The organism is Halomonas meridiana (assembly GCF_009846525.1).
GTDB lineage: Bacteria > Pseudomonadota > Gammaproteobacteria > Pseudomonadales > Halomonadaceae > Vreelandella.
The window spans coordinates 1,648,394-1,666,015 of the sequence record NZ_CP024621.1; the positions used below are offsets into that span (position 1 = coordinate 1,648,394).

A 17,622-nucleotide genomic window follows, 5' to 3' on the forward strand; every position below is an offset into this window, starting at 1 on the left:
TAAGCCGCGTACTCATTCAAAGGGATGCGTTGAAGATGGCGTCATGGTAAATACGTTATGATAAGAACGAACTAACATATCTCATGGCAGAAAAGAGTGATCTTGCCATGGGGCAAGGGAATCGCAGGCAGTAGGGGCCGACATGAATAAAAAGCTGGCATGGTTGTTGTGGCTGCCGCTGAGCGCCGTGAGTCCGCTGGCGCTGGCCGTAGGGCTGGGGCAAGCCACCGTGAACTCACCGTTGCAAGCGCCGTTAGATGCCAGTGTGCCGCTCGTGGAGGCTGCCGATGTGTCGCTGGACGACGTACGTGTAACCATTGCTGACCCCTCCGCCTTCAGCGCGTTGGGATTGGAGTGGACCCCTCTCGCCGCGAGCGTGCGCACCGAGCTTCAACGCCTGCCCTCAGGCGCGCGACTAGTACTCCGTTCCGATCAAGCCGTCAACGAGCCGTGGTTGGACCTGTTGATCACCATCACGACGCCAGACGGGCGGCGCACGGAAGCGCTGACGCTTCTATTCGACCCACCCAACTATGCCGCCAGCCCGTCGCCTGCGGCGGTGTCCTCATCGTCGGTTTCCTCGGCCTCTTCGTCTACGCCGTCAGCGGCGGCGGCCCGGCCCGCCAGCGCCGCCCGTGACATCGCCTATGTGGCCAGCGGTGACACGCTTTGGGGCGTGGCAGCCCGTATCAAACCTGCGGACGTCAGCGTTCAGCAGATGATGGTGGCGCTGGTCGAGGCGAATCCGTCGGCGTTCCCCACCGGCAACGTCGACGACATGCGTGCAGGCCAGACACTCGCCGTGCCCAGCCGAGAGCAGTTGATGGCGCGCTCGCCAGCCCAAGCCGCCCAAGCGATTCAGTCGATGCGCTCGTCATCTAGCGCGCCCTCTGCAGCAGAGCCCTCGACCAATGCCTCGGCACCTGAGCCGGCACCAGAGACGGCCAGCGACGTGTCGGCTTCTACATCTACGCCGCCTGACGCTGCCTCTTCCGACGGCGCGCCTGTGGCGACCGTGCAAGAGGGCGAGCTTGCTGGGTTGACCCTCAACGATCTAGCCGAGCAGCTGTTGGAAAGTCAGGCCATGCTGCAAACCGTGCTCGACGAGCGCGAGGCGATGCGCGCCGAGATGGCAGCGCTACGCCAGGAAGTCGCCTCATTGACCGAGGCGCTCAATGCGTCTCAGCAGGAGACCCGACGAGCGCTGGCGGCGGCAGAAGCCCGCACGGTAGACCCCAGCTCGACCGACATCGACACCCAAACGGCCTCGGCGCCTGCCGCCTTGGAGACGCCCTCTAACGCCGCCAGCACTGGCGTGATCGAACGTTTGGAGCAGTATCAGTGGCCGCTTGCCAGCGTGGCCCTGGCCCTGCTGCTTGGTGCCTTGGTGTGGTCGCGTAAGCGCCGTGAGCGCCAGTGGGAGGATGCGCCCACGCCCGCAGGCATGGGCGCCGCCGAGATGACGCCCCCCAAGCGCACCGAGCCGAGCGCGTCTTCGTCTGCCGCCTCCCCGGCGCAGCCGGTGGCGCCCGAGGCGTCGCTGTATACGCCGCCGCTCACTGAGAGCGCTGTGCCGCCGAGTCACGAAGAAACGTCTTCCTCTGAAGAAACAAGCGCGCCTGAGCGCCGCGAGCCACCCGCATCCGACGACTCGAGTGACGACGTCGACAGTGAGGAACTCGCCAGCGCCGTGCGTGATGACTCGCAACGAGAAGCGCAGCGTGAAGACGCCAGCGATGAGTATGACGCAGGTGATCACGAGACGGGCGACCGGGAACTAGGGTACGCCGATGAGAATGACGACTTCTACTATGCCGTCAAGCATGGCGAGGACGACGAGGGTGACGACTCCGCCGTCTCGGAAGAGGACGAAGCCGCACTGGAAGCCGCGTTTCTAGAAACGCCCGAGCCGGTAGAGGAAGCGTCGCCTAGCACGCCGATGCAGGAGCGCGATGAGGCACCGCTACCAGCGTCTCCCCAGGTGCCGCCACAGGATGACGATCGTGCGCACTACATCGACTATCATCCGCCGTCGCTGACTAGTGAGGCGTCAGCCGACGAGGAGGTAGCGGAGAGCCACGCGGGAGCGAGCCGGACACAGGAGGGCAGTATGGCGCGCTCAGGTCGCGTACCCGAAGAGGAGTGGGAGATTGAAGAGGTGGCATTCGAGCCGCGACGTCGGGATAATAGCGAACCTTCAAAACTCTCCAAATGACGTGGCTCGATGACGCTGTTCTACCACTTTGATGAGACACAACCGCTGGCGGGCCGTTTGGCGATGGGCGTGGAGTACGATGGCTCTCGCTTCTGCGGCTTCCAGCGATTAAAGCATGCGGCCTCGGTTCAGCAGGCCATCGAGGATGCCCTGGCCAAAGTGGCCGGCGCACCGGTGCGTATTCACGCCAGCGGACGCACCGACTCCGGTGTCCACGCCACCCGCCAGGTGATTCACTTCGACCCGCCGGTGCAGCGCACTGAGAAAGCGTGGATTTTTGGTGCCAACACCAATCTGCCCAGAGACGTGGCGGTACGCTGGGTAAAGCCGGTATCCGACGACTTTCACTCGCGCCTGGGCGCACTGGCGCGTCGCTATCGCTATATTTTCTTGAACCAAATCAGTCGTCCGGTCTTGGAACGCGCCAATGTGACCTGGTGCCGTGACCCGCTAGACGCCGACGCCATGCACCGCGCAGCGCAAGCGTTGGTGGGCGAGCATGACTTCAGCAGCTTTCGGGCGGCCGGGTGTCAATCGAAGACCCCATGGCGGCAGATGCACTTCGTGGAAGTGAAACGTTACGGCCCGCTGGTGGTCATCGATATTCAAGGCAACGCCTTTTTGCACCATATGATTCGCAACATCGCTGGTGCCCTGGCCAGTGTGGGCCGTGGTGTGCAGGATGAAGGCCACATCGCGCGCCTGCTGGCGCTGAAAAATCGCCGTAAAGGGGATGTCACCGCGCCCGCTTGCGGTCTGCATTTCGTCGACTCTCTTTACGACGAGCGTTTCGAGCTGCCCAAAGAGCCGCTAGGCCCGAACTTGCTGGCCTTTACCGGCGAGTGGACCGGCGAGCGCGTGCTGCCCGACAGCCCTCGAGTGACCGCACGTCGGCAGCTCACCTTCTCTAAACAAGCCAACCCCCAGCAGCAGGAGACGTCTTCATGACGCCTAACGTGACGCGCACACGCATCAAGTTTTGCGGGCTAACGCGACAAGGGGATGTGGCTCAAGCCGTCGCGCTGGGGGTCGATGCGCTGGGCTTCGTCATGTGGCCCAACAGCCGCCGCAGCGTCACGCCGGACACCCTGGCAGCGCTGGCCGCCCAGGTGCCTGCCTTCGTGACGCGAGTCGGGCTCTTCGTCGACCAACCCGTCGAGTTCATCGAGCAGTGCCTGCCGCACTTGGATCTGATCCAGTTTCATGGCGATGAGTCGCCGGCATTCTGCGAGCAGTTTGGACGGCCCTGGATCAAAGCACTGCGAATGCGCGACGGGCTTGATTTACACGACGCCGCCACGATCTATGACGGTGCACAAGCGCTGCTATTGGATGCCTATCGACCTGGCGTGCCGGGCGGAACTGGCGAGACCTTTGATTGGTCTAGAATCCCCGCAACCCTGGCAAAACCTGTTATTCTCGCGGGTGGGCTGACCGCCGACAACATCGCGGCTGCAGTGACCCAAGTTGCACCGTATGCGGTTGATGTGTCAGGTGGTATCGAGGCATCCCCCGGTGTGAAAGCGGCCGAGTCGATGGCCGCTTTTGTTCGCAACGTGACGCAGGCCTCCATCCGTTAGACGCGCCTGCGTGCACGCCCTGTTCGATGCGCCGCCCACCTTGGCGTGGGCGGGCCGACACTTATTCATTCATTTGCCTTTTCTGGCGATCTTGTGAGGTATGCCTGTGACCGTCTCAGCAACTGAAACCAAGTTCAGCGACCTGACCCGAATGCCGGATGCCCGTGGTCATTTTGGGCCCTACGGCGGCCGGTTCGTGTCAGAAACCCTTAGCTTTGCCCTGGAAGAGCTGGAGCAGATTTACCTCAGCTTGCGCGACGATCCGGATTTCCAAGCCGAGTTCGACCGTGACCTGGCTTATTACGTGGGTCGACCGTCGCCGCTGTATCACGCCAAACGCTGGTCAGCGTCGCTGGGTGGCGCGCAAATTTGGCTGAAGCGCGAAGACCTCAACCACACCGGCGCTCACAAGGTAAACAACACCATTGGTCAGGCGCTGTTGGCGAAAAAAACCGGTAAGCCTCGCGTCATCGCAGAGACCGGTGCAGGTCAGCACGGCGTGGCTACCGCCACCGTCGCCGCGCGCCTCGGCCTGGAGTGTGACGTGTACATGGGGGCGGAAGACGTGCAGCGTCAGAAGCTCAACGTTTACCGTATGCGCCTGCTGGGTGCACGGGTCATTCCGGTGGAGTCGGGGACGCGGACGCTCAAAGACGCGATGAACGAAGCCCTGCGTGACTGGGTGACGAACGTCGACAACACCTTTTACATCATTGGCACCGTGGCGGGGCCGCACCCGTATCCGCAGCTGGTGCGCGATTTCAACGCCGTGGTGGGCCGCGAAGCGCGCCGTCAGTCGCTGGAACAAATCGGCCGCTTACCCGATGCGCTGATCGCCTGTGTTGGCGGTGGTTCCAATGCGCTGGGGCTGTTCTACCCGTTCGTCGAGGATGACGCCGTGGCGATGTACGGCGTGGAAGCCGGTGGCGATGGGGTCGAGACGGGCCGTCACGCCGCGCCGCTGTCATCGAACGCGCCGCGCGGCGTGCTGCACGGCAATCGGACGTATTTGATGTCCGACGAAGCCGGGCAGGTCTCGGACACTCACTCCATTTCGGCGGGCCTGGATTATCCCGGCGTTGGCCCCGAGCACTCGCTGTGGAAAGACGTGGGCCGGGTGCACTACGTTGCCGCCAACGATAAAGAAGTGCTGGAAGCGTTCCGGGAATTGACCCACATGGAGGGCATCATGCCCGCGCTGGAGTCGGCCCATGCGTTGGCCCATGCCAAGGTGCTGGCCCCCACCATGCGTCCGGATCAGCATATCGTGGTGAACCTCTCGGGTCGTGGTGATAAAGACATCATGACCGTTGCGAAAATCGACGGCATCGAGTTTTAAGGGCGAGCATGAATCGTATTGACCAGCGTTTTTCAGAATTGAAGCAGCAGGGCCGCAAAGCCCTGATTCCTTATATCACCGCAGGCGATCCAGCACCGCAGTACACAGTGGGCTTCATGCATGCCCTGGTCGAGGCGGGTGCCGACGTGATCGAGCTAGGCGTGCCGTTCTCCGACCCCATGGCCGATGGCCCGGTGATTCAGAAAGCCTGCGAGCGGGCGCTGAAACAGGGCACCCGATTAGTCGATCTGCTGGACATGGTGGCCGAATTCCGCCAGACCGACACCACGACGCCCATCGTCTTGATGGGCTATCTCAACCCCATCGAGCGCATCGGTTACGAAGTGTTTGCCGACAAGGCCGCAAGCGTTGGGGTGGATGGCGTGCTGGTGGTGGATATGCCGCCTGAAGAGGCCGAAGAGTTCGGTCCGCTGTTGAAAGCCCGGGACTTGGCTGCGATTTTCCTGGTTGCGCCTACCACTTCCCATGCCCGTGCCGCTACAATATGCGCCCACGGTGAGGGCTACCTTTACTATGTTTCGCTGAAAGGCGTCACCGGTGCGGCCACGTTGAACGCTGAAGACGTGGCCGAGCACCTTGCGCCGCTGCGGGATATGACCGATTTACCGCTTTGCGTTGGGTTTGGTATTCGCGACGGTGTGACGGCTGCCGAGGTGGCGAAAGTCGCCGACGGCGTGATCGTAGGCAGCGCATTGGTGAACCGTATTGCCGATAGCGTCGACGCCCCTGAAACGATTGCCGGGCAGTTAAAAAGCGTGCTGGCAGAAATGCGCACCGCGATGGACGCCTAAGCGCGTTCCCTCATCGTCTACACTGATTTGATTGACGACACTCATCAGGCTTGGCGTGGCCAAGCCTTGACGTACACGGAAGCCTTTTTGATATGAGCTGGTTAGACAAGATCGTGCCCTCCATGGGGCGTATCCAGCGTAAAGACCGTCGTGCCAGCGTGCCCGACGGTCTCTGGCGTAAATGTCCCAAGTGTGAAGCCGTTCTCTACCTGCCTGAATTAGAGAAGCATCACAGCGTATGCCCCAAATGTGAGCACCACTTACGCCTGACGGCGCGCAAACGCTTGGACTGGTTCCTGGATAAACAGGGGCGCGAAGAGATCGCGGCAGAGATCGAGCCGAACGATCGCCTCAAGTTCCGCGACTCCAAGAAGTACAAGGATCGTCTGACGGCGGCGCAAAAAGAGACCGGCGAAAAAGACGCGCTGGTAGCAATGCGTGGCGAGCTGGATGGGTTGCCGGTCGTTGCCGTGGCGTTCGAGTTCACCTTCATGGGCGGCTCCATGGGCGCCGTCGTGGGCGAGAAATTCGTTCGCGCGGCGACCATCGCATTGGAAGAGGGCATTCCGCTGGTCTGCTTTGCAGCGTCAGGCGGCGCGCGCATGCAAGAAGCGCTGTTCTCGCTGATGCAGATGGCAAAAACGTCGGCGGCGCTCGAGAAGCTCAAGCAGGCAGGCGTTCCTTATATTTCAGTCTTGACCGATCCTGTATTTGGCGGCGTATCGGCCTCTTTGGCGATGCTGGGCGACTTGAACATTGCTGAGCCCAATGCGCTGATTGGTTTCGCGGGCCCCCGAGTCATCGAGCAGACCGTCCGTGAAACTCTGCCAGAAGGTTTCCAGCGCAGCGAGTTCTTGCTGGAGCATGGCACGGTCGACATGATCGTTCATCGTCATGACATGCGTGAGCGAGTAGGCGGTGTGCTGCGTAAATTGACGCACCACAGCGCTAACCCCTCGAAAGGCGAGCAGCCGGACGCCGAGGTTATCGAGCCGGTCGTCAACGAAGAACCGTTGGCAGACGCGTTCGAGTCACCGGCTAGCGGTGGGGCCAAAGCGGACGTACGCGCTGCACCGAGCGATGACGCGTCTCGCAATGCCTAACACGTTAGCGGAATGGCTTCATCACCTGGAAACCCTGCATCCCGTAGGGATCGATATGGGGTTGGAACGCGTCTCTTTAGTGGCCAAACGCATGGGGCTGCTGGATCGCCCCATTGCCAAACGGGTCATCACGGTGGCGGGTACCAATGGCAAGGGTTCGACCCTTGCCATGATCGATTCGCTGGCGCGTGCACACGGCTGGCGTACGGGCACCTACACCTCTCCTCATCTGTTGCGCTACAACGAGCGCGTCACGCTCGAAGGTCGTGAAGCCAGCGATAAACGCTTGGTAGAGGGCTTTCAGCAGGTAGAAAACGCCCGTCTGCAAGCGCCTGTCGTCAGCTTGACTTACTTCGAAGCCGGCACGCTCTGTGCGTTGTGGTGCTTGGCTCAGGCCGAGTTGGACCTGGCCGTGCTGGAAGTGGGGTTGGGCGGTCGTCTGGACGCGGTGAATATCATCGATGCAGACGTGGCGATCGTCACGACCATTGCATTGGATCATGCCAACTTTCTCGGTACTGATATCGAGCAGATTGGCCGTGAGAAAGCGGGGATTTTTCGCCCGCTCAAACCGGCAGTGCTCGGAAGTCAGGCGCTACCTGCCAGCGTGTTGGATTCCGCGATTGGTATCGCAGCTCAAACCTTTGCACTGGGAGCCGCGTTTAGCCACAGCGCTGGCGACGTGGCAGGGGCGACTTGGTGTTGGCATGGCTTGGCGGCAGATGGCGCTACGCTCTCGTTGGATGGCCTGCCAGACCCAGGTTTGCCGATCGATAATGCCGCCACGGCGCTGCAAGCGCTGTCGCTGGCCGGTGTCGTTCTCAAGGTCGATACCGTGCGCAAGTCGCTTCGGACGGTCACGCTATCCGGGCGCATGCAGTGGGTGGGCCAGTGGTGTCTGGACGTGGGCCATAACCCTCATGCCGCGCAGTACGTCGCTAGGCGCTTACCGGCACCGCCCAAGGGCGGTCGGCAGTGGGCGCTCATCGGCATGTTGAATGACAAGGATGCCGACGGTGTCATTCAAGCCCTATTGCCCAGAGTGACCGACTGGGTGTGCGTGAGCCTTGACGGGGAGCGTGGCCGCACCGCAGCGGAGTTAGCCGAACGTATTACGTCGCTTGGCGGACACGTGTATGATTGCGCCGACTCCCCCGCGGCGGGAGCTGCCAAGCTGGCCAAGCAGCTCACCCCCGAGGACCGCGTGCTGGCCACTGGCTCGTTCTTTACGGTCGCTGAGTTGCTGGCGATGCCGCTGCCGCAAGCCACATTGCGAGCGCGCTAAGCTTGATGGAGAGGGATATGAAATACGGTAAAACGGAACGCATTAGTGGCATCGTGATACTGCTGGCGCTGCTGGCCATTGTCGTTCCATGGCTAATGAGTGATCCTGCGCCGCGTGAAGAGCGCCCTCAGCCGACCTTTGTCATCGAGCAACCCGTGGATGTCGTCCGTCAGGACGTGCCCGCGCCGGAAATGCCCGAATCCATCTCGACGCCCGCTCCCTCCGACCCCGTCGAGACAGACGAATTGCTCGAAGAGCCGATTGACGAGATGCCTCGTGCACCGCAAACCGATCAGGTCGTGCGCGCCGAAGCGTCGTCGACTCAAGAGGCTCCTTCCGAATCGATGTCCTCGTCACCAGCGCCGGAACCTGCCTCTCCACCGCAAGATGACCCCATCGCTGCGCTGGTGGCCGCCAATGAGAGTCGTAATAGCAGCAGCGGCAATAGCAGCAGTAGTGCTTCTTCCGGTCCGGCCGCTCAGCAGCAAGGGGAGTGGGCCGTTCAGGTAGGCAGCTTTGGCGATACCGCCAATGCCCAACGCATCAGCGACCAGCTCAGCGGCGAAGGATTCAGTGTCTTTCAGCGGGCCAGAGACAACAACCTGACTACCGTACTCGTTGGCCCTTATGCCACCTCCGAAGATGGCGAGGCAGCCATGGCCCTGATCAAGCAGCGGATCAATGTCCAGGGCCTACTTGTGCGAGTTAGAGATTGACCATGGCCTTGACCTGGATTGATGCACTGTTTCTAGCGGTTCTGGGGCTGTCCATGCTGGCCGGGTTCGTGCGTGGTTTCGTACGCGAATCGTTGGGGCTGGCCGCTTGGGTGGTGGCGCTGATGGTAGCTCGCGTGCTGGCTGAGCCCGTCGCCGAGCTAATGAGTGGCTTTATCGATAGCTTCGATGCCCGCTTGGTGTTGGCGTTCGTCCTGGTGATTTTTGCCGTCATCTTGTTATGTGGCATCGTCATTCGCGTGGTGCATGCGGCCGTCGAGTGGGTCGGCATGGGGTTGTTGAACCGGTTTGCGGGCGCTGCGTTTGGTATCGCACGAGGGGCGGTCATTCTTCTGGTAGCGACGGTCCTGATTACCTTGACGCCCCTGGCGGAACTCCAGGCGTGGCAACAGGCCTCGCTGAGGCCTACCTTCGTCGAGCTACGCGACTGGGCGGTTAGTCAGCTCGACCAGTGGGAGCGTGAATTACCAACGCCCCCAGAGTCACTGCGCGATATTTCGCTGCCCGAGCTGCGCCGTGCGCAGCCAACGCTACCCACCAGTGGCGCTCCGGAGGTGGAGACGGACGCGCAGTAGGGCGTTGCTTGAAAATTCTTCGCTGGCGCCGGGTCACGGCGCCAGTGTTTGTCAGTTAGATGAACGTACGGGCTTGCGTCCGTAAGCCATGGTATCAAAGCGAGGTAACTGGAATGTGCGGTATAGTAGGCCTTCTGGCCAAGCAGGCGGTAAATCAGGGAATCTACGATGCCCTGACCGTACTTCAGCATCGGGGCCAGGACGCTGCCGGCATGATGACTTGGAGCGAGGGACGCTTCCTACTGCGCAAGAGTAACGGCTTGGTCCGTGACGTCTTCCACACTCGCCACATGGCACGCCTCAAGGGCAATTTAGGGATTGGGCACGTTCGTTATCCCACGGCTGGTTCCTCCAGTGAGGCGGAGTCGCAGCCTTTCTACGTCAACTCGCCTTACGGCATCGCGCTGGCTCACAACGGCAACCTGACCAACTCCGAGCAGTTGAAGCAGGAGCTGTTCTCCACCGACCTTCGTCATATCAATACCAGCTCTGATTCCGAGGTGCTGCTGAACGTGTTTGCCCACGAACTGGGCAAGCAGGGGCTGCACCTGGAAGCAGAAGATATCTTCGATGCGGTTCGTAGAGTGCACCGGCGCTGCAAAGGCGGCTACGCGGCGGTCGCGATCATCAATGGCTTTGGCATGGTAGCGTTCCGTGATCCCCACGGTATCCGTCCGGTGGTCTTCGGTACCCGTCAAGACGCCGATGGCCAAGAGGTCATGATTGCTTCTGAATCCGTGGCGTTGGATGTCGGTGGCTTCGAACTCGAACGCGATCTGGCTCCCGGCGAGGCGATTTTCGTCGATATGCAGGGGCAAGTGCACACCCAGGTGTGTGCGGATCGCCCGCAGCTGCGCTCGTGCATTTTCGAGCACGTGTATCTCGCCCGTCCCGACTCCATTCTGGACGGTGCCTACGTGTACGGCACCCGCATGCAGATGGGGCGCAAGCTGGGTGACCGTATTTTGAACGAGTGGCCGGACCACGATATCGATGTGGTCATTCCCATCCCCGATACCTCGCGAACCTCGGCACTGGAGATGGCGCAACATCTCGGCGTGACCTACCGCGAAGGCTTTATGAAGAACCGCTACATTGGCCGTACCTTCATCATGCCGGGCCAGACCCAGCGTAAAAAATCGGTGCGCCAAAAGCTGAACGCCATCGATGTAGAGTTCAAGGGCAAGAACGTTCTGCTAGTGGACGACTCCATCGTGCGCGGCACCACCTGCAAGCAGATCATTCAGATGGCGCGGGATGCCGGTGCGCGTAAGGTCTACTTTGCTTCCGCTGCGCCGCCCGTGCGCTATCCCAACGTGTATGGGATCGACATGCCAGCAGCTTCCGAGCTGATTGCCCATGGTCGTACCGAGGACGAAGTGGGGCAGTTGATTGGTGCAGACCGCATTTTCTATCAAGATCTAGAAGACTTGAAAGACGCCTGTCGGGAGGTCAACCCAGACATGGAGGCCTTCGACTGCTCGGTGTTCGATGGTAACTACGTGACGGGCGACATCGACGACGCGTATCTCGCCGTTCTAGAGGCGAGCCGTAACGATGCGGCAAAAGATCAGAGCGCGGGTGACCACGCCTTGGTCGATATGCATAATCAAGACGATGATCTGGACGATTGAGCGTCGACGCCTGCGGTGCGGTTCGCCCGCAGGCGTTATGCCTAAGTTTTTTGCACATTGAATGTGCAGCTTTTTGATATCGCGGTTGGAATAAGGGGCTCTGCCATGCACGACGATAGCCATCAGGATGAGTGGTCGCTGGAAACGCTCGCCATTCGGGCGGGGCATCACCGCACGTTCGAGCAAGAACACGCGGAGCCGATTTTCCCCACGTCGAGCTTTGTGTACGAAAGTGCTGCCGAGGCGGCGCGCAAGTTTGGCGGAAAAGAGCCAGGCAACGTGTATTCACGCTTCACCAACCCGACCGTTCACACCTTTGAGCGTCGTTTAGCAGCACTGGAGGGCGGCGAGCGTTGTGTGGCCACCAGCTCCGGTATGTCGGCGATTCTTTCGACGGCGCTGGCGTTGCTATCGGCGGGAGATGAAATCGTAGCTTCCCGCTCTCTCTTTGGCTCTACGGTCAGCCTGTTCGATAAGTATTTGGGTAAGTTCGGAATCACCACACGCTATGTGGAACTATCCAATCTGGCTGCTTGGGAGGAGGCAATCAGCCCCAAGACCAAGCTGATGTTTGCCGAAACCCCCTCTAACCCGCTTTCTGAAGTGGCAGATATCCCGGCCCTAGCAGCGCTTGCCAAACGCAGTGGTGCGCTGCTTGCCATTGATAACTGCTTTTTGACCCCCGCTCTGCAGCAGCCAATCGCGCTGGGTGCCGATTTGGTCATTCACTCTGCGACTAAGTACCTGGACGGACAGGGGCGCGCCGTGGGTGGCGCGGTCGTCGGTAAGCACGATGTGTTAGAGGAAGTCTTCGGGGTGGTGCGTACCTGCGGGCCCTGCATGAGTCCGTTCAACGCGTGGATTTTCACCAAAGGGTTGGAAACGTTGTCGCTGCGTATGAAAGCGCACTGTGACAATGCACTGACGCTTGCGCGCTGGCTCGATCAACATCCGGCGGTGAACCGCGTCTATTACAGCGGGTTGGAAGCCCATCCTCAGCATGCGCTGGCGAAACAGCAGCAGCAGGGCTTTGGCGCGGTGTTGGGGTTCGAAGTCACAGGAGGGCAAGAGGGTGCGTGGCAGGTCATTGATGCCACCCGTATGCTTTCCATCACGGGTAACCTGGGTGATGTCAAAACCACCATCACCCATCCGGCGACGACCACCCATGGCCGTCTTTCAGACGCTCAGAAAGAGGCAGCAGGCATTGCGCCGGGTCTCATTCGCGTAGCGGTAGGACTAGAGAGTCAAGAGGACATCCAACGGGACTTGGCTCGTGGCTTGGATGCGCTAGCGGCGCGCTGAGTTTGCAAGGCGCGTCTCAATAAAAAAACCCACCTGCCGGTGGGTTTTTTTTACCTAATTACCTAAGCGATGCTTAGGAAGCATTGCGATGCGGCAGGTCAGACTGTGCGATTTGACTGTCGCCACGATTGGCAGACGTCGCTTCGGAGTGAGGCTCGGAGACACGGTTTTTGGCAGCGTCGCCGTTTACCAGTGTCAGGTCTGCAGGCGTCATCTTCAGGCTGTCAGCGCTGTGATGGACCGAGGAGCTAGCATGAACGATCTCATTGAGTTCCGCAGAGCCTTGCTCAGCGAGCGCGGCAGTGGAGGTCAACGTCATGGCAATGGCAGAAATAAGGGTCAATTTTTTCATGTGTCATACTCTCTATAGATAATGGAAGGTGTTCTTTGACGTGGTGACGTGTCGTGTCAGAACGTGCGCTAATAATAAGCGCGCTAAACAAATTGTAAAATTGATTAAAATTGCTGCTTTTGTTCGATTTTTTAAACTTTCGTCTAAGGTGCAAAATGTTGGCGTATCGATGCGCTTTCGTGAGGAAGGGGGCAAGCCGTTAGCGACGTAACCAATGGTTTTTACGAACGATGTATTCTGCTTTTTTCAGCAGAGTTTTGGCCGGTGAGACGGTATGCTCTTAACGAAACGAGCGGGCAGCCACTTGCGAGCAGTTTTACACGGGGAATCAAGGATGTTGCGGAACACGCGCAGCGGTTGGGGTGTCATTAGTATTCTTTTTCACTGGCTCAGCGCCTTGACGATCATTGGATTGTTCATACTGGGCTGGTGGATGACCGGGTTGGGTTACTACGACCCGTGGTACAACCAAGGGCCATGGGTTCACCGCTCGATCGGTATTTTGTTACTACTGGCGACCATAGGCCGATTGGCGTGGCGTTTCTCGCAACCCACGCCTGCGGCAGAGGGTCGTCGTTTTGAACGGCTGGCCGCCCATCTGGGGCATATTGCGCTCTACGTTTTATTACTGCTGGTTTTGACCAGCGGCTATTTGATTTCCACCGCCAACGGGCGCGGCATCAGCGTATTCGACTGGTTTGAAGTACCTGCAGTGCTATACGACTTGCCCAACCAATCCAGTTTGGCCGGTGAGGTTCATTGGTACAGCGCACTTGCGCTCATGGTGCTGGCGGGTGGTCATGCGGTGATCGCATTGGTGCATCACTACCGTTATCGCCATGCCACGTTACGCAGGATGATGAATCCGCGTTATAGCAAGACAGGTCATTGAGATATTCGACACTTTTTGAACGCTGTTACGGCATGAAGTGACTTTGCTGGCAGTGCCCATAAGGAAAGAAAGGAGATGGACGTTATGATGAAGAAAAGCGTAATGGCAGCAGCGGTCGCGGCAGCTGCGCTGGTTCCCCTGAGCCAAGCACAGGCCGCTGATTATCAAATTGATACGGAAGGCCAGCACGCCTTCGTTCAATTCAAAATTAACCACCTAGGCTTTTCCTACATTCTAGGTAGCTTCGAAGAGTTCGACGGCCAGTTCTCCTACGACGCTGACGACCTAGCCGCATCTTCCGTTGAGATGGAAGTACAGGTAGATAGCCTGAACAGCAACCATGCAGAGCGTGATCGTCACATCCTGAGCGGTGATTTCCTGAACGCCAGCGAATATCCCACGGCGACCTTCACGTCGACCGGTTTCGAACCAACGGGCGACAACGAAGGCGTCGTCACGGGTGAGTTGACGCTGCATGGCCAAACGCAAGAGATCGAGATGCCGGTCACGCTAATGGGCGAAGGTGAAGACCCCTGGGGCAATTACCGCGCAGGCTTCGAGGGCAGCACGATGCTGACCTTGGGCGATTTCGGTATCGACATGAGCGATTTTCCGGAAGCCATGCATGAAGTCGAGCTCTACGTGACGTTCGAAGGTATTCGCCAGTAAGCGATACCGGTCCAGAACGCCGCCACCTTCACGGGTGGTGGCGTTTTTTGCGTTTAGTCTTTCTAGTTTTGTGACGCTAAGGAGTCCGTTTTTGGCAGCTGTCATGCAACAACGCGAGTTGGCGATAACCCTATGGCGGCAAACGTGGCCAATGGCCATTGGTGTGCTGGCGCTATTGGGTTTTCAGCTTGTGGACAGTGCGTTCATCGCACGTTTGGGCACTGCGCCGTTGGCGGCTCAGTCGTTTACGTTTCCGCTATCGTTTTTGATTATCGGCATCCAGGTGGGAATGGGGATCGCCATTGCCGCGCTGATCTCTAGAGCGCTGGGCGCAGAGGAGCACGCCAGAGCCAAACGGCTCTCCTGCCTGGTGCTCATGGCCGGTGGGGCGGTCATTGCGTGTTTGGGTCTCGTGTTATGGTGGTTACAGGTGCCGCTGTTTCAATTGCTAGGCGCGGACGACACGTCGTTGGCCTACATTCGCGCTTACTGGGGGCCACAGCTTTTGGCTGCGTGGCTAGGTGCCGTGCTCTATTTCATGTACAGCGTCTTCCGTGCTCATGGGGATACCCGTATGCCGGGGAAGATGATGGTCGTCAGTAGCCTCGTCAACTTGGCACTGGATCCGCTGTTCATTTTTGGTGTAGGTAGTTGGGACGGCTGGGGCCTGCCAGGCGCGGCTTGGGCGACTGCAGTGGCATTTTCTGTGGGGTTGCTGCTGACGGGGCGAAAGCTGCATCGACGTCAGTGGGCCACCACCGACGGCATTGGCCGGGAAGCGAAACGCTCGTGGCGACCGTTCATGGGTATTGCGGCGCCGGCCATGGTCAGCCAATTGATGCCACCTTTGGCCGCCATGCTGGCGATTGCCGCCGTAGCGGGCTTAGGGGATACCCAAGTAGCGGCATGGGGGTTGGCGAGTCGTCTTGAGACGCTGTCACTGATGGTGATTCTTGCCATGACCATGTCGCTGCCACCCTGGTTGGGGCGCTGCTACGGCGCGGGCGACTGGGGGCAAATTCAACGGCTGCTTCGTTTGGCGCTGAAAGTGGCCGTGATTTGGCAGTTGAGCCTGGGAGTCCTGCTTGCATTGGCATCGCCTTGGGTGGCGATGGCGCTGGCGGGTAATCCCGAGGTGCAGAGTGAGCTAGCGCTGCTGATCCGTTTCCTGCTGCCCAGCTACGCAGCACTGGGAGTGTGCATGCTGGTGGTGTCGGCAGGTAATGCGCTGGGCTGGCCGCTGCGGGCCATGCTGCTGTCGAGCGCACGGCTGTTCATCTGCTACTTGCCCTGCCTATGGTTGGGCGCGCAGCTATTTGGCTGGACAGGCCTGGCCGCAGGAGCTGCCATAGGTAATTTGCTGGCTGGATTGACGGCGTGGTTCGTGTTGAAGCGCATTCTCTCCCGCCCGCATCGGCAGGCGGGAGTTTCGCATTGAATCAGCGCTTATGAGGGGCTTCTTGAAACGAGAAGTAGACGAACAGTAACGCCATCGCCAAATAGCCCATGACGAACTCCGGCGCGGCGTTGAAGGCCAGTTTGGGGGCATGCATCAAACCGACGAACGAGAAGCCTGCGGCAATTACGGCGAAGGCCGCTGCTCGGCGAAATTGATGGTCGATCACCGAAACGGTCATGGCACCCAGGAAGATGGCCATGAACATGGCGCCTTGGCCCATTACGACGATGGCACTGGAAATGTCGCTCACCACTTCGCCCGCTCCTCGGTTGAAACGGGTCATGACGTAGTTGGCGAAGTAGGGCAGCATGGCCAGCGCAATGGCTGGGTAGTAGCGTGTGTCGTTGGCTTGGAACGCCGTTGCAATCATCGACATGCCGACGAATACCAAAATCGGAGCGACGACGGAGACGGGGATGATGGCGGCCAGCGCAGCAATGAGCCCGAACATGGTCGCTAGTGCGTAAACCGCCCCGTTGAGCAGGCTGTAGCCGCGCCCTGCGCCCATCCATTTCGCGCCCACCGTGGCGATATATACCGTCGTCGGAAACACGCCGCCAAACAACGCGCCGATCATGGTGCCTGCACCATCCACTGCCTGGCACTCGCGCACGTCGTACTTGTCGCCCGCGGCCTCCATGGCCTCGACGTTGTTCATCGTCTCGATGGCGTTATAGAGCGTGATGGGCAGTACCACGGTCAACACGGCCAGCATGCCGGTGAACAGCAGGCCTAGCCCTTCGAACCAAGCAAGGTTGGGGAGTAGCGGATAAAAGCCGAGATGCGTGAACGCATCGCTGAAGCGTTCACTGCCAGCGTCGCCGATCAGATAGGCCATGGCCGTTCCCACCACGATGGCGAACAGTGATGTCGGTAGTTTGAAGGGCATGCTGACGCGGGCCACCAAGCCAACGATGATGATCCCTAGCACCAGCAGGCCAATGACCGGCATTTCCAACGTTTTGAACAGCATTTCACCGGCAATGAAGGTCAAGGCTACGCCTGCGACGGCGCCCAGCATGGCGGCACGGGGTAGGTGATACTGTACCCAGCGGCCGATGACGCTAATCACCGCTTCGATGGCGCCGCTGATGAAGCAGGCCGCTACGGCGACTTTCCATGCGAGTTCCGCATCGCCGGTGAGCTGTTTGGCAGGCAGGAGAACGCCAAACAGAAACACAAACATGACGGGGGTCGAAATGCCGTAGGAGAGGGCGGTGACGTCGCTACGGTTCTCTTTGCGTGCGAGCCTGGCGGCGCTCCAGGCGTAGTAGAAGTTACCGACCATGACCGCGACGGCGGCGCCGGGCAGCACCTGGCCATAGACGATCGACGTGGGAAAACCCATCCCTAACATCGTAATCGCGATGATGACGAAGTTAGCGATATTGTTTTGAAAGAGCGCAAAGAATGCGTCGGTATCTTCCTTTTTGTACCACGGATAGTGAGTGCCGGCAGCCGCCATGATATGCCTCTTGGTTATGGTGTGTTGTATACAAGGCTACGCTGAGTGTGCCGAAAGTTTGACTGATCGGTCAAGCGCTGCGTTGTATCGGACGCCGCACGGGCGCCCCAGGCTCTGGCGGCGAAGGCGCAATTGTACACAACCTTGGCCAAAGGGTTGATAACCTTATGGCTTTTCTTGTGGGTGACCAAAAAAACGCCCAG

Annotated in this window: 16 protein-coding genes; 14 read left to right on the plus strand and 2 right to left on the minus strand. The window is 59.6% G+C overall.

What is annotated here, in order from left to right; all coding sequences use genetic code 11:
• Nucleotides 1–142: 142 nt before the first annotated feature.
• From CTT34_RS07960 to CTT34_RS08010, 11 genes are all read left to right on the plus strand, one after another.
• Complete coding sequence (locus CTT34_RS07960; RefSeq protein WP_159341947.1) at nucleotides 143–2,215, plus strand: type IV pilus assembly protein FimV; 2,073 nt, start codon at nucleotides 143–145, stop codon at nucleotides 2,213–2,215.
• Nucleotides 2,216–2,224: 9 nt separating this feature from the next.
• A complete protein-coding gene (truA, locus tag CTT34_RS07965) occupies nucleotides 2,225–3,163 on the plus strand; it encodes a tRNA pseudouridine(38-40) synthase TruA (RefSeq protein ID WP_159341948.1) in 939 nt (312 codons plus the stop codon).
• Entirely contained in the window at nucleotides 3,160–3,795 is a 636-nt protein-coding gene (locus tag CTT34_RS07970; protein WP_159341949.1) for a phosphoribosylanthranilate isomerase, read from the plus strand. Before truA ends, CTT34_RS07970 begins: the two co-directional genes overlap by 4 nt.
• Before the next feature lie 100 nt (nucleotides 3,796–3,895).
• Nucleotides 3,896–5,134, plus strand: a complete 1,239-nt coding sequence (trpB, locus tag CTT34_RS07975; protein ID WP_159341950.1) for a tryptophan synthase subunit beta — start codon at nucleotides 3,896–3,898, stop codon at nucleotides 5,132–5,134.
• An 8-nt stretch (nucleotides 5,135–5,142) separates the two neighbouring features.
• Nucleotides 5,143–5,946: a tryptophan synthase subunit alpha gene (gene trpA, locus CTT34_RS07980; RefSeq protein ID WP_159341951.1), complete on the plus strand. Its 804-nt coding sequence runs from the start codon at nucleotides 5,143–5,145 to the stop codon at nucleotides 5,944–5,946.
• A 92-nt stretch (nucleotides 5,947–6,038) separates the two neighbouring features.
• On the plus strand, nucleotides 6,039–7,049 hold the full coding sequence (accD, locus tag CTT34_RS07985; protein WP_159341952.1) for an acetyl-CoA carboxylase, carboxyltransferase subunit beta: 1,011 nt from the start codon (nucleotides 6,039–6,041) through the stop codon (nucleotides 7,047–7,049).
• Nucleotides 7,042–8,334, plus strand: coding sequence for a bifunctional tetrahydrofolate synthase/dihydrofolate synthase (gene folC, locus CTT34_RS07990; RefSeq protein ID WP_159341953.1), 1,293 nt, complete (start codon nucleotides 7,042–7,044; stop codon nucleotides 8,332–8,334). The genes accD and folC overlap by 8 nt, the downstream gene beginning before the upstream one ends.
• A gap of 17 nt (nucleotides 8,335–8,351) precedes the next feature.
• Entirely contained in the window at nucleotides 8,352–9,050 is a 699-nt protein-coding gene (locus tag CTT34_RS07995; protein ID WP_159341954.1) for an SPOR domain-containing protein, read from the plus strand.
• 2 nt (nucleotides 9,051–9,052) lie between these two features.
• Complete coding sequence (locus tag CTT34_RS08000; RefSeq protein ID WP_159341955.1) at nucleotides 9,053–9,643, plus strand: CvpA family protein; 591 nt, start codon at nucleotides 9,053–9,055, stop codon at nucleotides 9,641–9,643.
• 113 nt (nucleotides 9,644–9,756) lie between these two features.
• Complete coding sequence (gene purF, locus CTT34_RS08005; protein ID WP_159341956.1) at nucleotides 9,757–11,277, plus strand: amidophosphoribosyltransferase; 1,521 nt, start codon at nucleotides 9,757–9,759, stop codon at nucleotides 11,275–11,277.
• Nucleotides 11,278–11,382: 105 nt separating this feature from the next.
• Nucleotides 11,383–12,582 (plus strand): O-succinylhomoserine sulfhydrylase, encoded by a 1,200-nt coding sequence (locus CTT34_RS08010; RefSeq protein ID WP_159341957.1) that lies wholly within the window; start codon nucleotides 11,383–11,385, stop codon nucleotides 12,580–12,582.
• A gap of 73 nt (nucleotides 12,583–12,655) precedes the next feature.
• On the opposite strand, the gene CTT34_RS08015 is transcribed toward CTT34_RS08010, so the two are convergent.
• On the minus strand, nucleotides 12,656–12,934 hold the full coding sequence (locus tag CTT34_RS08015) for a hypothetical protein (protein WP_159341958.1): 279 nt from the start codon (nucleotides 12,932–12,934) through the stop codon (nucleotides 12,656–12,658).
• Nucleotides 12,935–13,268: 334 nt separating this feature from the next.
• Between CTT34_RS08015 and CTT34_RS08020 the strand changes: the two genes are divergently transcribed.
• The 3 genes from CTT34_RS08020 to CTT34_RS08030 all read left to right on the plus strand — a co-directional run bounded on the left by CTT34_RS08020 (nucleotide 13,269) and on the right by CTT34_RS08030 (nucleotide 15,933).
• On the plus strand, nucleotides 13,269–13,826 hold the full coding sequence (locus CTT34_RS08020) for a cytochrome b (RefSeq protein WP_159341959.1): 558 nt from the start codon (nucleotides 13,269–13,271) through the stop codon (nucleotides 13,824–13,826).
• Nucleotides 13,827–13,910: 84 nt separating this feature from the next.
• On the plus strand, nucleotides 13,911–14,495 hold the full coding sequence (locus CTT34_RS08025) for a YceI family protein (RefSeq protein ID WP_159341960.1): 585 nt from the start codon (nucleotides 13,911–13,913) through the stop codon (nucleotides 14,493–14,495).
• Nucleotides 14,496–14,598: 103 nt separating this feature from the next.
• Nucleotides 14,599–15,933 carry an MATE family efflux transporter gene (locus tag CTT34_RS08030; protein WP_159343733.1) on the plus strand — a complete coding sequence of 445 codons (1,335 nt, stop codon included), beginning with the start codon at nucleotides 14,599–14,601 and terminating at the stop codon, nucleotides 15,931–15,933.
• 1 nt (nucleotide 15,934) lies between these two features.
• On the opposite strand, the gene CTT34_RS08035 is transcribed toward CTT34_RS08030, so the two are convergent.
• A complete protein-coding gene (locus tag CTT34_RS08035; protein ID WP_159341961.1) occupies nucleotides 15,935–17,419 on the minus strand; it encodes an NCS2 family permease in 1,485 nt (494 codons plus the stop codon).
• Nucleotides 17,420–17,622 lie beyond the last annotated feature (203 nt).